Annotated in this window: 14 protein-coding genes and 2 tRNA genes; all 16 read left to right on the top strand. The window is 61.9% G+C overall.

Features of this window, described 5'->3' with window-relative positions; genetic code table 11:
* The first annotated feature begins 60 nt into the window (after positions 1–60).
* The 16 genes from rpoD to ftsY all read left to right on the top strand — a co-directional run bounded on the left by rpoD (position 61) and on the right by ftsY (position 15,481).
* The gene (gene rpoD / locus DWV43_RS00630) at positions 61–1,410 is read left to right on the top strand and encodes an RNA polymerase sigma factor RpoD (protein ID WP_117816786.1); all 1,350 of its coding nucleotides are present in this window, start codon (positions 61–63) and stop codon (positions 1,408–1,410) included.
* 285 nt (positions 1,411–1,695) lie between these two features.
* A tRNA-Asn gene (locus DWV43_RS00625) sits at positions 1,696–1,770 on the top strand.
* Positions 1,771–1,804: 34 nt separating this feature from the next.
* Positions 1,805–1,879, top strand: a tRNA-Asn gene (locus DWV43_RS00620).
* Positions 1,880–2,073: 194 nt separating this feature from the next.
* Complete coding sequence (locus tag DWV43_RS00615; RefSeq protein ID WP_022093773.1) at positions 2,074–2,430, top strand: Asp23/Gls24 family envelope stress response protein; 357 nt, start codon at positions 2,074–2,076, stop codon at positions 2,428–2,430.
* 27 nt (positions 2,431–2,457) lie between these two features.
* Positions 2,458–4,119, top strand: coding sequence for a DAK2 domain-containing protein (locus DWV43_RS00610; RefSeq protein ID WP_117765715.1), 1,662 nt, complete (start codon positions 2,458–2,460; stop codon positions 4,117–4,119).
* A 10-nt stretch (positions 4,120–4,129) separates the two neighbouring features.
* Positions 4,130–6,307, top strand: coding sequence for an ATP-dependent DNA helicase RecG (gene recG, locus DWV43_RS00605; protein WP_117816785.1), 2,178 nt, complete (start codon positions 4,130–4,132; stop codon positions 6,305–6,307).
* Positions 6,304–6,960, top strand: a complete 657-nt coding sequence (rsmD, locus tag DWV43_RS00600; RefSeq protein ID WP_117564152.1) for a 16S rRNA (guanine(966)-N(2))-methyltransferase RsmD — start codon at positions 6,304–6,306, stop codon at positions 6,958–6,960. Before recG ends, rsmD begins: the two co-directional genes overlap by 4 nt.
* Positions 6,953–7,450, top strand: a complete 498-nt coding sequence (gene coaD, locus DWV43_RS00595; protein ID WP_117564151.1) for a pantetheine-phosphate adenylyltransferase — start codon at positions 6,953–6,955, stop codon at positions 7,448–7,450. The genes rsmD and coaD overlap by 8 nt, the downstream gene beginning before the upstream one ends.
* 68 nt (positions 7,451–7,518) lie before the next feature.
* Entirely contained in the window at positions 7,519–8,016 is a 498-nt protein-coding gene (locus tag DWV43_RS00590) for an ATPase (RefSeq protein ID WP_040358176.1), read from the top strand.
* Complete coding sequence (locus DWV43_RS00585) at positions 8,016–8,570, top strand: DUF177 domain-containing protein (protein WP_117816784.1); 555 nt, start codon at positions 8,016–8,018, stop codon at positions 8,568–8,570. Before DWV43_RS00590 ends, DWV43_RS00585 begins: the two co-directional genes overlap by 1 nt.
* A gap of 64 nt (positions 8,571–8,634) precedes the next feature.
* Entirely contained in the window at positions 8,635–8,814 is a 180-nt protein-coding gene (gene rpmF, locus DWV43_RS00580; protein ID WP_022094017.1) for a 50S ribosomal protein L32, read from the top strand.
* 87 nt (positions 8,815–8,901) lie between these two features.
* On the top strand, positions 8,902–9,921 hold the full coding sequence (plsX, locus tag DWV43_RS00575) for a phosphate acyltransferase PlsX (RefSeq protein WP_117816783.1): 1,020 nt from the start codon (positions 8,902–8,904) through the stop codon (positions 9,919–9,921).
* Between the two features lie 124 nt (positions 9,922–10,045).
* Complete coding sequence (locus DWV43_RS00570) at positions 10,046–10,288, top strand: acyl carrier protein (RefSeq protein ID WP_055309519.1); 243 nt, start codon at positions 10,046–10,048, stop codon at positions 10,286–10,288.
* 3 nt (positions 10,289–10,291) lie between these two features.
* The gene (gene rnc / locus DWV43_RS00565) at positions 10,292–11,017 is read left to right on the top strand and encodes a ribonuclease III (RefSeq protein WP_117765703.1); all 726 of its coding nucleotides are present in this window, start codon (positions 10,292–10,294) and stop codon (positions 11,015–11,017) included.
* Between the two features lie 10 nt (positions 11,018–11,027).
* A complete protein-coding gene (gene smc / locus DWV43_RS00560; protein ID WP_117816782.1) occupies positions 11,028–14,564 on the top strand; it encodes a chromosome segregation protein SMC in 3,537 nt (1,178 codons plus the stop codon).
* Positions 14,564–15,481 (top strand): signal recognition particle-docking protein FtsY, encoded by a 918-nt coding sequence (gene ftsY, locus DWV43_RS00555; protein WP_117816781.1) that lies wholly within the window; start codon positions 14,564–14,566, stop codon positions 15,479–15,481. The genes smc and ftsY overlap by 1 nt, the downstream gene beginning before the upstream one ends.
* The last annotated feature ends 5 nt before the right edge of the window (positions 15,482–15,486 follow it).

Genomic DNA, 15,486 nt, shown 5'->3' with positions numbered 1-15,486 from the left:
GTATAGACGCCTATGTGTGTGCTAAAGTATTGAGTCCTGTGGACTATGAAGGGAGAATCTGTGCCAAAAAAGACTGAGAGCACGGGTACTGGGCTGGAATCCTACGTTGCAAAGCTCATGGGCAACGGCTCAAACAGGACTTCGGTAACCGAGGACGAGATTCAGGTCGCCCTGAAGGATATCGATGTTTCTGACGAGCAGCTCACCGCGGTGTATTCCGCGCTGCGCAACAGCGGCATCCAGATTATCTCCGCGAGCGGAAACGACGACGCCCCCATGGACGTCGACGATGACGATAACGATACCGATACTGACGATTTCGATGACGAAGACGAGCACGATTCCGGCTCGCTCGACGATCACGAGCTCAAGATGGCCCGTCAGGCCGACGCCGAGATGGGTTCTTCCAAGAGCAAGAAGAAGCGCACCGTGCGCACGTCCCGTTCACGCTCCCGCGTGCGTGGCATCGATGCCTCCACGGTGATGCTGACCGGCGATCCTGTTCGTATGTACCTCAAGGAGATCGGCAAGGTCGATCTGCTGACCGCCTCCGAAGAGGTCGATCTGGCCATGAAGATCGAGGCCGGTCTTGAGGCCACCGAGAAGCTCGAGGCTGCCGATGCCGGTGAGCTCGAGCTCACGCGTGCCGAGATGCGTCGTCTTACGCGCATTGAGAACGTGGGCCTCGAAGCCAAGCAGGCACTCATCAGCGCAAACCTGCGTCTGGTTGTCTCCATCGCCAAGCGCTATGTCGGCCGCGGCATGCTGTTTCTTGACCTGATCCAGGAGGGCAACCTCGGTCTGATTCGCGCCGTCGAGAAGTTCGACTACCAGAAGGGCTTCAAGTTCTCCACGTACGCCACGTGGTGGATCCGTCAGGCCATTACGCGCGCCATTGCCGATCAGGCCCGTACCATCCGTATTCCCGTGCATATGGTCGAGACTATCAACAAGCTCGTCCGCGTGCAGCGCCAGCTCCTTCAGGACCTGGGTCGCGACCCGACCCCTGAGGAGATCGGTGCCGAGATGGACATGAGCGCCGACCGCGTCCGCGAGATCCAGAAGATCTCGCAGGAGCCCGTGTCGCTCGAGACCCCCATCGGCGAGGAAGAGGATTCCCAGCTGGGCGACTTTATCGAGGACTCCCAGGCTATCGTTCCGCCCGATGCCGCCAGCTTCTCCATGCTGCAGGAGCAGCTCACTCAGGTGCTCGACTCGCTTGCCGATCGTGAGCGCAAGGTTATCGAGCTGCGCTTTGGCCTTGTCGACGGGCATCCCCGCACGCTCGAGGAAGTCGGCCGCGAGTTTGGCGTCACGCGCGAGCGTATCCGCCAGATCGAGTCCAAGACCTTGGCCAAGCTCCGCCACCCGAGCCGCAGCAGCAAGCTGAAGGACTACATCGAGTCATAACCTCGCAAGCAAGAAGCGCCCTCAAGCACATCCGCTTGGGGGCGCTTTCATGTGGTCATTGGGGACGTTCTTGAATGACTAGTCGTTTAACACTCATTGGGGACAGACTTAAATGAGTGCCCGCAAAATGAGAGTGAACCTGGCAGTTGGGGACGTTCCTTTTTTGCCGGCACTTTGGGACACTCCTTGCCGCAACGGTTGGGTCGGAAAATTTCTCAAAAAAGTTCTTGCCCTTCGCCCGATCGTCCGTATAATAAACTTCGTTGCTTGAGAGCACGCACCTATTCCTCGGTAGCTCAATGGTAGAGCACGCGGCTGTTAACCGCGCTGTTGTAGGTTCGAGTCCTACCCGGGGAGCCAGAATTTCTCAGCCCAATCCGCTGGGCTTTTAAATTCCTCGGTAGCTCAATGGTAGAGCACGCGGCTGTTAACCGCGCTGTTGTAGGTTCGAGTCCTACCCGGGGAGCCAGGTTGTAAAACCCGTCGCTTATGCGGCGGGTTTTTTCATGCCGCGACCACTTGACTCGAACGTTGCCATATCAACATTTCGTGTCGAGGATGTAATCCCGCGACCCATCACCTCAACATGGCGCGGTCGTTGTAGAATATTGCAATGATTGCTCCCACGACATGGTGCCGTGAGCACCAGATAAGGAGATTCTTGTGTCTGAGACCATCAACGGCAGCCTGAGCGTCTCGAACGACGTTATTGCCGATATTGCCGGTTATGCCGCGATGACGTGCTATGGCGTCGTCGGTATGGCTGAGCAGCTCCAGGGCGCCGAGAGCGTGCGCCTGCTTGCCGGTCAGCGCCTCCGCAAGGGCGTGCTTGTCTCCGCCGACGAGAACGGCCTTACGGTCGATCTTCACGTCGTGCTCGAGAACGGCGTCAACATGAAGTCCGTCTGCCACAATCTTTCGAGCTCCGTTGCCTTCACCCTGCAGGAGATCGCCCAGATCGATCCCGCCAGCCTTAAGATCGGCATTCACATCGACGCGCTCAAGAGCCGTCTGAACTAGCATCCGAAAACGGAGATTCAAATACCCATGATTGCAAAGACCATTCGCACCTGTTTTCCGATCGCTGCGGCTGCTGTTTCCGACAAGGCCGAGGAGATCAACAAGCTCAATGTCTTCCCCGTACCCGACGGCGACACCGGTACCAACATGTCGCTCACGCTCGCCTCGGTGACCAAGGAGCTTTCCGCCCTTCCCGCCGATGCCGATATGGAGGCCATCGCCGGCGCCATCACCCACGGCTCCCTGATGGGTGCCCGCGGCAACTCCGGCGTCATCACCTCTCAGATCCTGCGCGGCGTGGCCGAGGGTCTCGTCTCTGCTGATGAGCCCATCACGTCCGCCAACATCGCCTATGCCTTCCGTCGCGCCGTCAAGGTCGCCTTCCAGGCCGTCCGTAAGCCCATCGAGGGCACGATTCTCACGGTGCTGCGCGATGTCTCGACCAAGGCCGACGAGTGCGAAAAGAAGAAGTTCTCGGCCGAGGACGCGCTCGATGCCATCGTTGTCGAGGCCTACCAGTCTGTCGCCCGCACGCCCGACCTGCTGCCGGTTCTGAAGGAGAACGGCGTGGTCGACTCCGGCGCCTTTGGCTTTGCCATCTTCCTGGAGAACTTCGTTGCCGCTGCGCTCGGCCGCAGTACTGTTGTCGAGGATTTCTCCGCCACGTTTGATTCTGCCGGCTCTGCCCGCGATGCGGCCCTCGGTCGCGTTGAGATCGAGGCCAACGATGACTGGGAGGGCTCGGAGTTCCGCTACTGCAACGAGTTCCTCTTTAAGGCCGACGCCCCGTTTGACGAGGACGAGTGCCTTAAATTCCTGGGCTCCATGGGTGACTGCGAGCTGCTCGTGGGTGCCTACCCCGACTACAAGATTCATGTGCACTCCAACACCCCCAACCTAGTGCTCGAGCACATGCTGCAGCTCGGTCAGATCTATGAGGTCTTTATCCACAACATGGAGATGGAGGCCCACGACCGTACCGCCAAGATTCACGAGGACCAGGAGAAGGCCGCCGAGCCCGCGAAGGCCCTGGGCTTTGTCGCCGTTGCCGCTGGGTCCGGCGAGGCAGACATCCTCAAGTCTCTCGGCGTCGACGTAATCGTGTCTGGTGGTCAGACCATGAACCCCTCGACTGCAGACCTGCTGGGCGCCGTCGACCAGGTTAACGCGACCTCGGTCATCATTCTGCCCAACAACGGCAACATCCGCATGGCCGCCGAGGCCGCTGCCTCTGCCTGCACCGACAAGAAGGTCGCCGTCGTTCCCACCAAGACCGTTCCGCAGGCCTTCTCCGCGCTGTTCGCGGTCCTGCCCGATTCCGAGCTCGAGGATGCCGTCGCCGCTATGGTCGACGCCATCAGTGAGGTTCGTGATGGCGAGGTCACCCGTGCCGTGCGCGATTCCAGTGCCTCCGACGGCTCGCCGATTCACTCCGGTGACGTCATGGGCATCATCGCCGGCTCCATCGATGTGGTCGGCTCCGACGTGAAGCAGGTCACGCTCGACTGCATCAACCGTATGCAGGAGGAAGAGGAGGGTGACGCGCTGACGATTCTGGCAGGCGAGGAACTGTCCGATGAAGCCTTCCAGGAGATCGTCGACGCTATCGAGGAGGCTCAGCCCGACCTGGAGATCGACGCCCATCGTGGCGAGCAGCCGCTCTATCCCGTGATCTTCTCGATCGAGTAGGCATCTGCCCATGTCTGAGCTCTGCTCCGTGCCGCGCGTCTCGGATCGCTTTGCCCAGAGCAATGCGCTCGACGAGGATATCGCGCGACTCAAATATGTTTCGGGTAAACGTGAGGAGGCCCTTCGCCGTCTGGGAATTCGGACGGTGGGGGACCTCCTTCTGCATATCCCTCATCGATACCTGGACTTTACGCGCTCCTGGTCCATCGAGATGGCGCCCATCGGTACCGTGTGCACCATCATCGCCACGGTCGACCGTATCGTTCAAAAGAAGCCGCGTCCGCGCATGCAGGTGACCGAGGTCTCACTCGTTGACGAGACGGGCGTGCTGCAGGTCGCCTTTTTCCGTCAGCCTTGGATTGCCCAGCAGCTTAAGCAGGGCGACCGCCTGGCCGTGATGGGCAAGGTCGAGTTTGCCTACGGTTTTAAGCAGATGGCCTCGCCGCACTTTGAAAAGCTCGATGACGGGCGTGCTGCGGGCACCATTTTGCCGGTCCATTATGTGAGTGACGGCGTGAGCCAGGCATGGATGCGCCGCATCGTAAGTGGCGCGCTCGAGGTCGTCGGCAATCCCTTCGACCCGATTCCCGCACGCTTGCGCGTTAAGCGTCGCCTGATGAGCAATGCTCGTGCGCTTCGATCAATTCACTTTCCCTCGAGCATGGCTGAGCGCGATATCGCGCGCGCACGGCTTGCCTACGAGGAGTGCCTCTACCTGCAGCTGGCGCTGCGCCTGCGCAACGACGGCGGCCTGGTCGATGTGGCGCCCTATGCCCACACCGCGGGCGATCGTCTTGCCGCGCTCAAGCAGGCCCTGCCGTTTTCGCTGAGCGACGAGCAGGAGGCCGCGTTCCAGGATATCCTGCGCGATATGTGCGATGGCGGGCGCGTGATGAACCGCCTGCTGCTGGGCGATGTCGGTACCGGTAAGACCGCCGTTGCCGCCTGCGCGCTGGCTGTGGCTGCCGATAGCGGCACACAGGCCTGCGTTATGGCGCCCACGGGCGTGCTGGCGCGTCAATATGCCGATAAGACCGGCCCTCTGCTCTCGCAGGCCGGCATGTCTTGGGCGCTTCTGACGGGTGCCACGCCGGCCGCAGAGCGCGAGCGCATCCATGCACAGCTGGAATCCGGAGAGCTCGACGTCCTCTTTGGAACCCATGCGGTCCTTTCGGATAACGTGGCGTTTAAGTATCTGTCGCTCGTAGTCATCGATGAGCAGCACCGGTTTGGCGTCGGCCAACGCAATGCCTTGCGCGCGAAGGGCCCCGGTGCCGATCTGCTCGTTATGACGGCAACGCCCATCCCGCGTACGCTGGCGCTTTCGGTCTACGGCGATCTGGACACGAGTATCATCCGCCATCGGCCCGTCCCTGGCGCTGGCGTGACGACACGCGTGCTTACCGAGTCGAGTCGCGACCTTGCCTATGGCGCCATCCGCGAGGCGCATGAAAAGGGTCAGCAGGCCTACGTGATTTGCCCGCTCGTGGAGCCGAGTGACTCGGCCGATGATCTGGAGGACGTGCCCGGTATCGTCCGCGACGACGAGGGCCGCGTGACGGTCCCCGTGCCGCTGCACGATACGGCGACCGAGCTCGATCGCCTGCGTCTGGCGTTGCCGGGTCTTGCCATCGAGCGCCTTCACGGCCGCATGCCAGCGGGGGAGAAGGACCAGGTTATCGATGCCTTTAAGCGTGGCGAGATTGACGTGCTCGTCTCGACTACGGTGGTCGAGGTGGGCGTCGACGTGCCTAACGCCACCGTCATGGTCATCGAGAACGGCGAGCGCTTTGGTTTGGCGGCGCTGCACCAGCTGCGCGGTCGCGTGGGCCGTGGCAGCGTGTCGGGCACGTGCCTGGTCATGACGCACTCCAAGGGCAACGGCGGCGCTTCGGCAGCACAAGATCGCCTGCAATCGCTCGAAAAAACCTCGGATGGCTTTACGCTCGCCCAGATGGACCTGCGTCTGCGCCACGAGGGCGAAATCCTGGGGTACCGCCAGCATGGCGGAGTGACCCTGCGCTTTGTCGACCTGGATGCCGACGAGGAGCTGATCGAGTGGGCCCATTTGGACGCGGTTGAGCTCTTGCGGTATGCTTGCAACCTTGACTCCGTGGCGACGCGCCCCCTGCGCGATGCGGTCGCCATGCGATATCGACACATTTTTAAGGAGGTCAGCGGAGGATGAGAATCATCGGCGGCGAATGGCGCGGTCGTAAGATCGAGGAGCCCCGTGGTCGCGATGTCACCCGCCCCACGACCGATCGCGTGCGCGAGGCATGCGCATCTATGGTCATGTCGGCATTCGACTTCGATCTGGACGAGGTCCGCGTGCTGGACGCCTTTGGCGGCTCCGGTGCCTTAGGGTTAGAGATGCTCTCACGTGGTGCCCGCTCGCTCACGACGTTCGAGATCGATCGGAATGCCGCGCGGCTCATTACCAAGAATATCGAGTCGCTCTGCCGTGACCGTGCGCGTTGGCGCGTGATAGCGGGCGACATGCTGGCGAGTGCCTCGCGCGGTCGTGTGCCGGGCGGCCCCTTTGATCTGGTCCTGCTCGACCCGCCCTATGCTTTTGGTGCCGAGCCGGTCGAGGAGCTGCTGCAGAAGCTGGCTCAGCAGGGTCTGCTTGCACCTGGCGCTTATGCCCTGTTTGAGCATGCCGCCGCCGATGCGGGCGCGCATCCGGCAGGCTTTGAGATCGTGCGCGAGAAGCGCTACGGCATTACCTCGGTCGACCTGCTTCGTTGGGTCGGCGATGACGATGGTGAGGAAGATTGCGCTGGCACCGATGCTCACAACAACGATGCCACGACGTTTCAGGAGGACGACCATGAATGACACCATCAACCGCGTGATCGTCCCGGGCACCTTCGATCCCATCACGTTTGGCCATATCGACGTCATCCGCCGCGCCCGCCGCATCTTTCCCAGCGTGATCGTCGCTGTTGCCGAGTCGCAGGGTAAAAACGGTGTGGGTACCACGTTTATGCTCGATGAGCGCGTGGCGCTGGCCCGCGAGGCGCTCGGTGATATCGACGGCGTCGAGGTCCTGCCCTTTACCGGCCTCTTGGTCGACTTCGCTCGCGAGCAGGGGGCGGGGGCCGTGGTCAAGGGCCTGCGCGCCATGACCGACTTTGAGTACGAGCTGCAGCAGGCAGATCTCAACTATCGCTTGGATAACGAGCTGGAGTCCATCTTTGTCATGAGTGCGCCGCAGTACGGCTATATCTCGAGCTCGGTCGTTCGCCAGATCGCCTCACTCGGCAGCGATGTATCGACGTTTGTCCCGCCCAACGTGGTCGAAGCGCTCAGACATCGCTTTTCGTGACGTTTTTTATTGCCTGGTGGCATGTGGTAAACTAGCACGATGATATGTTACCTATGAAAGGAGACCGGATGCCGGGCGAGAATTTTCCTGGCGATAGGATCGTCAGCTTGGTCGATGAGCTCGAAGGGCTGATCGAGGAAGCCAAGCCGCCTTTCGGCAAGAACGCTCAGTTCAAGGTCATCGACGCCGACGTGTTCTTCAACATCCTCGACGAGATCCGCATGAGCTATCCCGAGGAGTGGCAGAAGTCCCGCCGTATCCTTAAGGAGCGCGAGGAGCTTATGGCTTCCGCCGCCGCCCAGGCCGATTCCATCATCGCCGACGCTCAGCAGCAGGCCCTCACCATTGCCGGTGAGCAGGAGATCGTCCGCTTAGCCCAGCAGCAGGCCGACGACATCCGCGATCGTGCCCAGCAGTACGAGCGCGAGACGCGTTATGCTGCCGAGGACTATGCAGAGCAGGTCTTTACGCATCTGGAGGAGAACCTCAAGAGCCTGACTGGCACCGTTACCCGTTGCCGTCAGCAGCTCAACGAGGGTGCCGCTCAACAGAATGGTCAGTGGTAATGGCTGAGTTCCCGAGCGTTACCGTCGATCTTTCCGAGCAGCTCGAGTTTCCTGGAGATTCGTATCCGCTGACCGGCAAGGTCGATGTTGCCACCTACACGGTGGGCGAGAAGGAGTACCAGCTACAGGACGGCATCGACTACGACGTTGTCTTTACCAATGCCGGTACCGGTGTCTTGCTCACGGGCATGGTCCGCGCGCACGCCACCGGCGAGTGCGACCGTTGCCTGGAGTCTGCCTCGTTTGATATCGCCGGCGAGATCGAGGAGTTCTACCTCTTCGAGGAGCCCGAGGATCCCGAGGCCTACGAGGACGGCTACGAGCTCCTGGGTGAGGACCGCATCGTCGATCTGGGTGAGCCCATCAACGACGCGGTCGTCATGGACACGCCGTTTGTCGTTCTGTGCAAGCCCGATTGCCGCGGCCTGTGCCCCACTTGCGGTTGCAATCTCAACGTCGAGCAATGCGATTGCGCCGCCCAGGCAGAGGCAGAATGGGCCGCTGCCACGGAAAATCCATTTGCAGCATTGAAGAATCTCAAGCTCGATGAGTAAAACTGTGGTAGTATCGCTACTTGCGCGTAATCGCCACACTGGATAGTTCATAAGGAAGGTCACTATGCCCGTACCTAAACAAAAGCAGGGTCGTATCCGCACTCACACCCGTCGTTCCGCCAACATGAAGATCTCGGCTGCGGCTCAGTCCACGTGCCCCCGTTGCGGCGCTGTCAAGCTTCCGCACCACGTGTGCCCCAGCTGCGGTTTCTACAAGGACCGTGAGGTTATCGTTACCGAGTAACGGTATACTCTGGATGCGATGCCGTTCCAAATGGAACCACAATGGCCGGCTCAATGAGTCGGCCATTTTTGTATAAGGAGCATGTATATGAGTAACGTTCGCGTTTGTGTAGACGTTGTGGGTGGAGACGAGAAACCTCAGGTTGTTCTCGATGGTATCGAGGCTGCACTTGCCGTCGATCCCGATATCGAGGTCTTGGCAGCTGGCCCCGCCGAAATCGTCAATCCCTTTGCTGCTTCCCACGCACGTGTTGAGGCCCTTGAGGCACCCGACGTTATCGCCATGGATGACGATCCCATTCGCGCCGTGATGACCAAACGCAAGTCTTCGATCGTGCTGTCGTGCCGCGCTATCAAGAAGGGCAATGCTGACGCGTTCTTCTCTGCCGGTTCGACCGGTGCCATGACCGCTGCCGCTACCGCCTATGTGACGCCGTTTAGGTATCAGGCCGAAGGCAAGAAGCAGCCGGTGCGCCCCTGTCTGACCAATGCACTGCCCAATCGCGCCGGCGGCCTGACGGTGCTGTGCGATATGGGCGCCAACCCCGATGTCGAGGTGGACGATATGGTGCGCTTTGCCCAGATGGGCGCCGCCTATGCCCGCGTCGTTTTGGGTATCGAGCATCCCCGCGTGGGCCTGCTTGCTAACGGCACCGAGGACGAGAAGGGCTCCAACTTTACCAAGTCCTGCTTCCCGGCCATGAAGGCTGCCGTTCCCGGCTTTGTGGGCAACTGCGAGGGTACCGACCTTACCTCGGGCCACTTCGATGTCGTCGTGGCCGACGGCATGTCGGGCAACATTGCGCTCAAGGCCACCGAGGGCGCTGCCAAGTTTTTGTTGCAGGAGCTCAAGGGCGTCTTTATGTCTTCGCTTGGCACCAAGATAGCCGCGCTGCTCATTAAAAAGCAGATGCGTGAGATAAAGGCCAAGCTCTCTGGCGACGCCAAGGGCGGCGCGATTCTTTTGGGCCTGCGCGGCGTGGTTCTGATCGGCCATGGCGCCACCTCGGTCGAAGCTGTTAAAAACGGTACGCTTGCGGCGGCCGAAGCCGTGCGCGCCGGGCTGGTCGAGAATGTCGCCAACTCCATGGACGGCATCGTTTTGTAAGAGCGAGTTAGAGCGCTGTTATGTGCCTCGCGGCCTGCTTCGTGGGGTAGAATCAGAACCGTGTCTTGGTACCGCCCGGGCGGTACCATTCTTTTGGTATTCATGCACTATGAGAGGAAGCGCTATGGACCGCTCCGAAATCTTCGACAAGATCGCCGAGGTCGCTGCTGACGTTCTGGGCGTCGATGTTGCCGAAATTAGCGATGAGACCACCTTTGACGATCTCGATGCCAACTCGCTCGAGCGCCTGCAGCTGGTTACGGCTATCGAGGACGAGTTCAACCTCGAGATCGATGACGAGACTTTGCTCTCGCTCAACTCTGTCGCCGACGCCGTCGACGCGATCGAAAACGCCAGGGAGGCCTAGGTCTTGGCTTTGTCTGAACGACTTACGCGTGCCCAGGAAATTCTGGGCCACGAGTTCAATAATAAGGTGCTTCTGCGCGCGGCGCTTACGCATCCCTCGGCAGTCGAGGGCCAGCCGGTTTCTGCCAGCTATGAGCGCCTTGAGTTCTTGGGCGATTCCATTTTGGGCGCCGTCGTCGCCCGTTCGCTCTTTGAGTCCTATCCCGAGTTTGACGAGGGCAAGCTCACGCGCCTGAAAGTGTCGCTTGTCTCGGGCGCTACGCTATCCGAGGTGTCGCATGAGCTGGGCATCGACGACATCATCATCTTTGGTGCCTCCGAGACCGGTACCGGCGCGCGCGGCCTGCACTCGGCGCTCGAGAACGTCTACGAGTCGCTCGTGGGTGCGCTGTACTTGGATGCCGGCTGGGATGTTGCGGCGGACTTTATCCATCGTACGCTCAAACCGCACCTGGCCTCCGAGCGTGCCGAGCACCCCGCGAACCCCAAATCGTTCTTGCAGGAGTGCGTGCAAGCCGACGGTCACGAACCCCCGGCGTATAAGCTCGTTGGCTCCGAGGGCCCGGCGCATGCGCCCACCTTTACCGCCGTGGTGTTGATTGATGGTATTCGCCAGGGTCGCGGCTCCGGCTCCTCAAAGAAGGAAGCCGAGGGAGCCGCTGCACTCGAGGCACTTGACCGCATGGGCTACACCACCAACGGCGTGATTCTCAACAAGAAGCCTGTTTAAGCGAGGAACCGTGTATCTCAAGTCCCTCACGCTCAAAGGGTTCAAGTCGTTTGCCGACCGCGCCCATATGACGTTTGAGCCGGGCCTGACCGTCATTGTCGGTCCCAACGGCTCGGGAAAATCGAACATCTCTGACTCGATTCTGTGGGTCCTGGGCGAGCAGAGCGCCAAGCAGCTGCGCGGCCAGGCCATGGAGGATGTCATCTTCTCGGGCTCGTCAGCGCGCAAGCCGGTGGGTGTGGCCGAGGTCACGCTGGTGCTCGATAACTCGGACCATATGCTGCCTGTCGACTTTGACGAGGTGGCTATCACCCGCCGCATGTACCGCTCGGGCGAAAGTGAGTACCTCATCAACTCGAGCCCGTGCCGCCTGATGGACATCCAGGACATCCTGCACGATTCTGGCCTGGGCAAGGATACGCATTCCATCATCAGCCAGGGCAAGCTCGATGCCATTTTGCAGAGCCGCCCCGAGGAGCGCCGCGCCCTCATTGAGGAGGCCGCCGGCATCTCCAAGCACAAGCGCCGCAAGGAGCGTGCGCTCAAAAAGATCAAGTCGATGGACGAGCACCTAACCCGTGCCCGCGACATCAATAAGGAGATCGCCCGTCAGCTGCGGCCGCTGGAGCGTCAGGTCGATCGCGCGCGCAAGTACAAAGAGCTGTCCTCGCGCGCGAACGAGCTTACGCAGATGCTGGCCGTCGACGAGCTGCGTTCGCTGCAATCGCAGTGGAACGACCTGGAGAGCCGCTCTAAGGAGGGCGCCGCCGAGCTGGAGCTTGCGCAGTACCGTCTGGGTGAGAAAGAGCGCGAGCTCGAGAAGCTCCAGGTCATGCTCGAAGAAAAGGGCCTGTTTGTGGGCGACTTGGGCGAGCAGCGCCGGCACATGCAAGATGTGGTCGGCCGCATTAATTCTGACATGCGCCTGCTCGAGGAAAAGGGCCACAACATGGTGTCGCGCCTGTCCGACATGCGCGGCCAGATCTCGAGCTCCGAGCATCAGCGCCGTCGCGTAGTCGAGGAGCTCGAGGATGCGCGTGCCCAGCTTGAGGAAGTGACCGGCGCGCATATGCAGGCCCAGGAGGACGTCGACGCCGCTGGTCCTGCCGCCGCCGAGCTTCACGAGCGCCGCGTGGCGCTTGATGCGCAGATTTCGCAGTTCATGCGCGAGCAGCGCGATGTGCAGCGTGTGGCCGATAACGCCGCGCTCGAGCTCGCCAAGGTGAAGGATTCGCTTTCCAATGCCGAGGTCGAGGACAACATGTATGCCTCGCGCCTGGAGCAGATTGATGAACAGCTCGAGGAGGTCACGGCATCGCTTGAGAGCCGCCGCGACCGTGCCGAGGAGCTTGAGAGCGCCCTTGAGGCGGCTCGTCAGGCCCAGAGCGATGCGCGCGAGGCCACCGAGACGGCACGCGCTGCCCTCAAGGACCTGCGTGCCCGCGAGGGCGAGGCGCGCAACAAGCTGTCCGAGGTACGCTCGGAGCTTGCCAGCCAAAAGAAGCTCGATGCCCGCATGGCAGACAGCTCGCCGCTCGTAAGCCGTCTGGTGGGCGCGCTGGGCGACGATGTTTCGGGCCGTCTGGGTGATGTGCTCGAGGCACCGCGTGAGCTTGAGGGCCTGGTTGAGCAGCTGCTCGCCGGCGATATCGATGCCCTGTTGTTCGATAACGCTGCCGCACTCGAGCGCGCCGGTCGCGCTGCCCTGGACCAGAAGAAGGCCTCGGGCGAGGCGCTGCTGATGGCGCGCGGCGTGAGCGGCTCTGCTGCCGCCGAGAGCGCTGCCGGTTCGCGTCTGGTCGATCGCCTGTCCGTGCGCGCCGGTTATGGTCCGGTTGTCGAGGCACTGCTCGGCGGCTATTACGTGGTCGATGATTTGGCTGCCGCACTGGCCGCGCCCGTCGTTGACGGTGTGACCTACGTGACGCCCGATGGCGCCCGCGTGAGCTGTGGTGGCCTGGTGCGTGTGGGGCTCGATGCCGGCGAGGCTTCGGGCGCTTTGGAGCGCAAACGTCTTATCCGCGAGCTGGAGGGCCTGGAGCCCGATCTGGCTGCCGTGTTTGAGCATGTGTCGGACCAAGTCGTTGAGGCCAACGTCGCCGTCGAGGAGGCCCGTGCCGCCGAGGGCGATGCCGCTGGCGAGATCGCCCGTCTTGAGGGCGAGCGCCGCTCGCTGCTCTCCGAGATCGGCCGCCTGGAGCAAAGCGCCAACAATGCCGAGGTCGAGCGGGTGCGGATTTCCAAGCGTCGCGAGCAGGCCGCTGAGGCCGTTCGCGCCGCGCGTCCGCGCGTGGACGAACTTACCCGTTCGCGTGACGAGGCCCGTGCGCAGGCGAGCGACTTAGGCTTGCAGATTGCCGAGGCCAACGACGAGCTCGATCGCGTGCGCCGCGACGATTCCGAGGCAGCCGGCAAACTCGCCGACGCCAAGGTTCGCCTGGCCCAGACCAGCGAGCGCCTTCGTTCGCTGAAGGGCCGCGTGCCCGATCTGGAGCATCGCCTGGAGGGCATCGACCGCCGTATCCGCGGAACGCGCCAGGCCTCGCGCTCGCTCGAGCTCCTGCGCCTGCGTGTCGACCCCATGCACGAGCGCTATTCGGCCCTGCTGGAGCGCGCGTCGGATTGGGCTGCGCGCCTGCGCGACCAGGCGTCGCTCGAGGAGGCGGACTCGGCCTCGCTCAAGAAGACCATCGAGGACGCCAAGACCGAGGTCGCCCGCGCCAAAGAGCGGGTCGATGTTGCCGCCACGACGCAAAATGAGTTCAAGGTGGCGCGCGGCAAGCTCGAGGTACAGGTCGAGGCTGCCATCAAGGCCATCACCGCCGATGGCACCACGGTGCTCGAGGAAGCGCTCATGCTTCCTGCGCCTACCGACCGCGACGCCGCCGAGCGCGAGCTCAACCAGCTCGTGCGCCAGATCAACAACCTGGGCCCTGTGAACCAAGTCGCCATGGAGGAGTACGAGCAGCTCAAGCGCCGTGCCGATTACATCGAGGAGCAACTTGCCGATCTGGAGAGCGCGCGCAAGGCGCTCACCAAGATCACGGTGGCCATCGACCGCAAGATGCGCAAGGCGTTCCTGGTGACGTTTGAGAAGGTTGATGCGAACTTCCGCGAGATCTTCGCCATGCTCTTCCCGGGCGGCCAGGCTCATCTGGAGATGACCGACCCCGAGCACCCGGCCGAGACGGGTATCGAGGTCGTGGCCCAACCGCGCGGCAAGCGCATCACCAAGATGATGCTCATGTCGGGCGGCGAGAAGAGCCTGACGGCGCTCGCCCTGCTCTTTGCCGTATACCGTACGCGCACGGTGCCGTTCTATGTGCTGGACGAGGTCGAGGCTGCGCTCGACGACGCCAACCTGTCCAAGCTCATCGGCGCCCTCGATGTGCTGCGTTCCGATACGCAGCTCTTGGTAATCTCGCATCAGCGCCGTACTATGGAGGATGCTGACGTCCTCTACGGCGTCTCGATGCAAGCCGACGGCGTCAGTCGCGTCGTCTCGCAAAAACTCGATCGCGAAACTGGAAAGGTCGTGAATGCATAATGGGATTCTTTGACGCACTCTCGCGCGGACTTGAGCGCAGCCGCGAGGCCCTCAACGAGGTCTTCTACTTTGGCGGCGAGGTCGACGAGGATTTTTGGGAGGATCTTGAGGACACCCTTGTCATGGGTGACATGGGCGCCGAGGTCGCCATTCAGGTCTCCGATGACCTGCGTGACGCCGCCGCCAAGAAGAACCTCAAGACCGCCCCGCAGCTTCGTCGCGCCCTGGCCGAGCAGCTCGAGGGCCATTTTGTGCCTGTTGAGCGCGACCCGTTTTCCGATACGCCGAGCTGCGTGCTGTTTGTCGGCATCAACGGTGCCGGCAAGACCACCACGGTCGGCAAGATTGCGAGCGCCATGGCCGCCCGCGGCAAGAACGTGGTGATCGGTTCGGCCGACACTTTCCGCGCTGCCGCCATCGAGCAGCTTGATGTGTGGGGTCAGCGTGCCGGCGTACCGGTTATCAAGCGTGACCGCGGCTCTGATCCGGCGAGCGTGTGCTATGACGTGCTCGACGAGGCCGATAAGCGCGGCAGCGACCTGGTGCTCATTGATACCGCCGGTCGTCTGCACACGAGCCCCGAGCTCATGCGCGAGCTTGCCAAGGTGGTCAATGTGACCCGTAAGCGCGCCGCCAATATGGCCTCCGGTCCCATGCCGGTCTCGGTCGTGCTTGTGATCGATGCCGCCACTGGCCAGAACGGTCTGAACCAGGCGCTCGAGTTTAACGAGGCGCTGGGCCTGGACGGTATTATCATGACTAAGCTCGACGGCACGGCTAAGGGCGGTATCGCCATGGCCGTGGCCGAGAAGCTCAAGCTCCCGATCCTGCGCATCGGCGTCGGCGAGCAGGTCGATGACCTGCAGGAGTTTAATGCAAAAGATTTCTGCCGCGCCCTGGTGGGCGAGTCCAATTAAGGAGT

It is taken from the genome of Collinsella sp. AF05-9, from assembly GCF_003465595.1.
In the GTDB taxonomy this organism is placed as follows: Bacteria; Actinomycetota; Coriobacteriia; order Coriobacteriales; family Coriobacteriaceae; genus Collinsella.
The sequence above is the reverse complement of the archived record's forward strand: the minus strand, read 5'-3'. Positions and strand labels throughout refer to the sequence as shown.

Coding starts and splice junctions, on each gene's coding strand:
- rpmF (WP_022094017.1), top strand. CDS start 8,635: ATGCCCGTACCTAAACAAAAGCAGGGTCGTATCCGCACTCACACCCGT.
- rsmD (WP_117564152.1), top strand. CDS start 6,304: ATGAGAATCATCGGCGGCGAATGGCGCGGTCGTAAGATCGAGGAGCCC.
- ftsY (WP_117816781.1), top strand. CDS start 14,564: ATGGGATTCTTTGACGCACTCTCGCGCGGACTTGAGCGCAGCCGCGAG.
- coaD (WP_117564151.1), top strand. CDS start 6,953: ATGAATGACACCATCAACCGCGTGATCGTCCCGGGCACCTTCGATCCC.
- DWV43_RS00590 (WP_040358176.1), top strand. CDS start 7,519: ATGCCGGGCGAGAATTTTCCTGGCGATAGGATCGTCAGCTTGGTCGAT.
- plsX (WP_117816783.1), top strand. CDS start 8,902: ATGAGTAACGTTCGCGTTTGTGTAGACGTTGTGGGTGGAGACGAGAAA.
- DWV43_RS00570 (WP_055309519.1), top strand. CDS start 10,046: ATGGACCGCTCCGAAATCTTCGACAAGATCGCCGAGGTCGCTGCTGAC.
- recG (WP_117816785.1), top strand. CDS start 4,130: ATGTCTGAGCTCTGCTCCGTGCCGCGCGTCTCGGATCGCTTTGCCCAG.
- DWV43_RS00585 (WP_117816784.1), top strand. CDS start 8,016: ATGGCTGAGTTCCCGAGCGTTACCGTCGATCTTTCCGAGCAGCTCGAG.
- DWV43_RS00610 (WP_117765715.1), top strand. CDS start 2,458: ATGATTGCAAAGACCATTCGCACCTGTTTTCCGATCGCTGCGGCTGCT.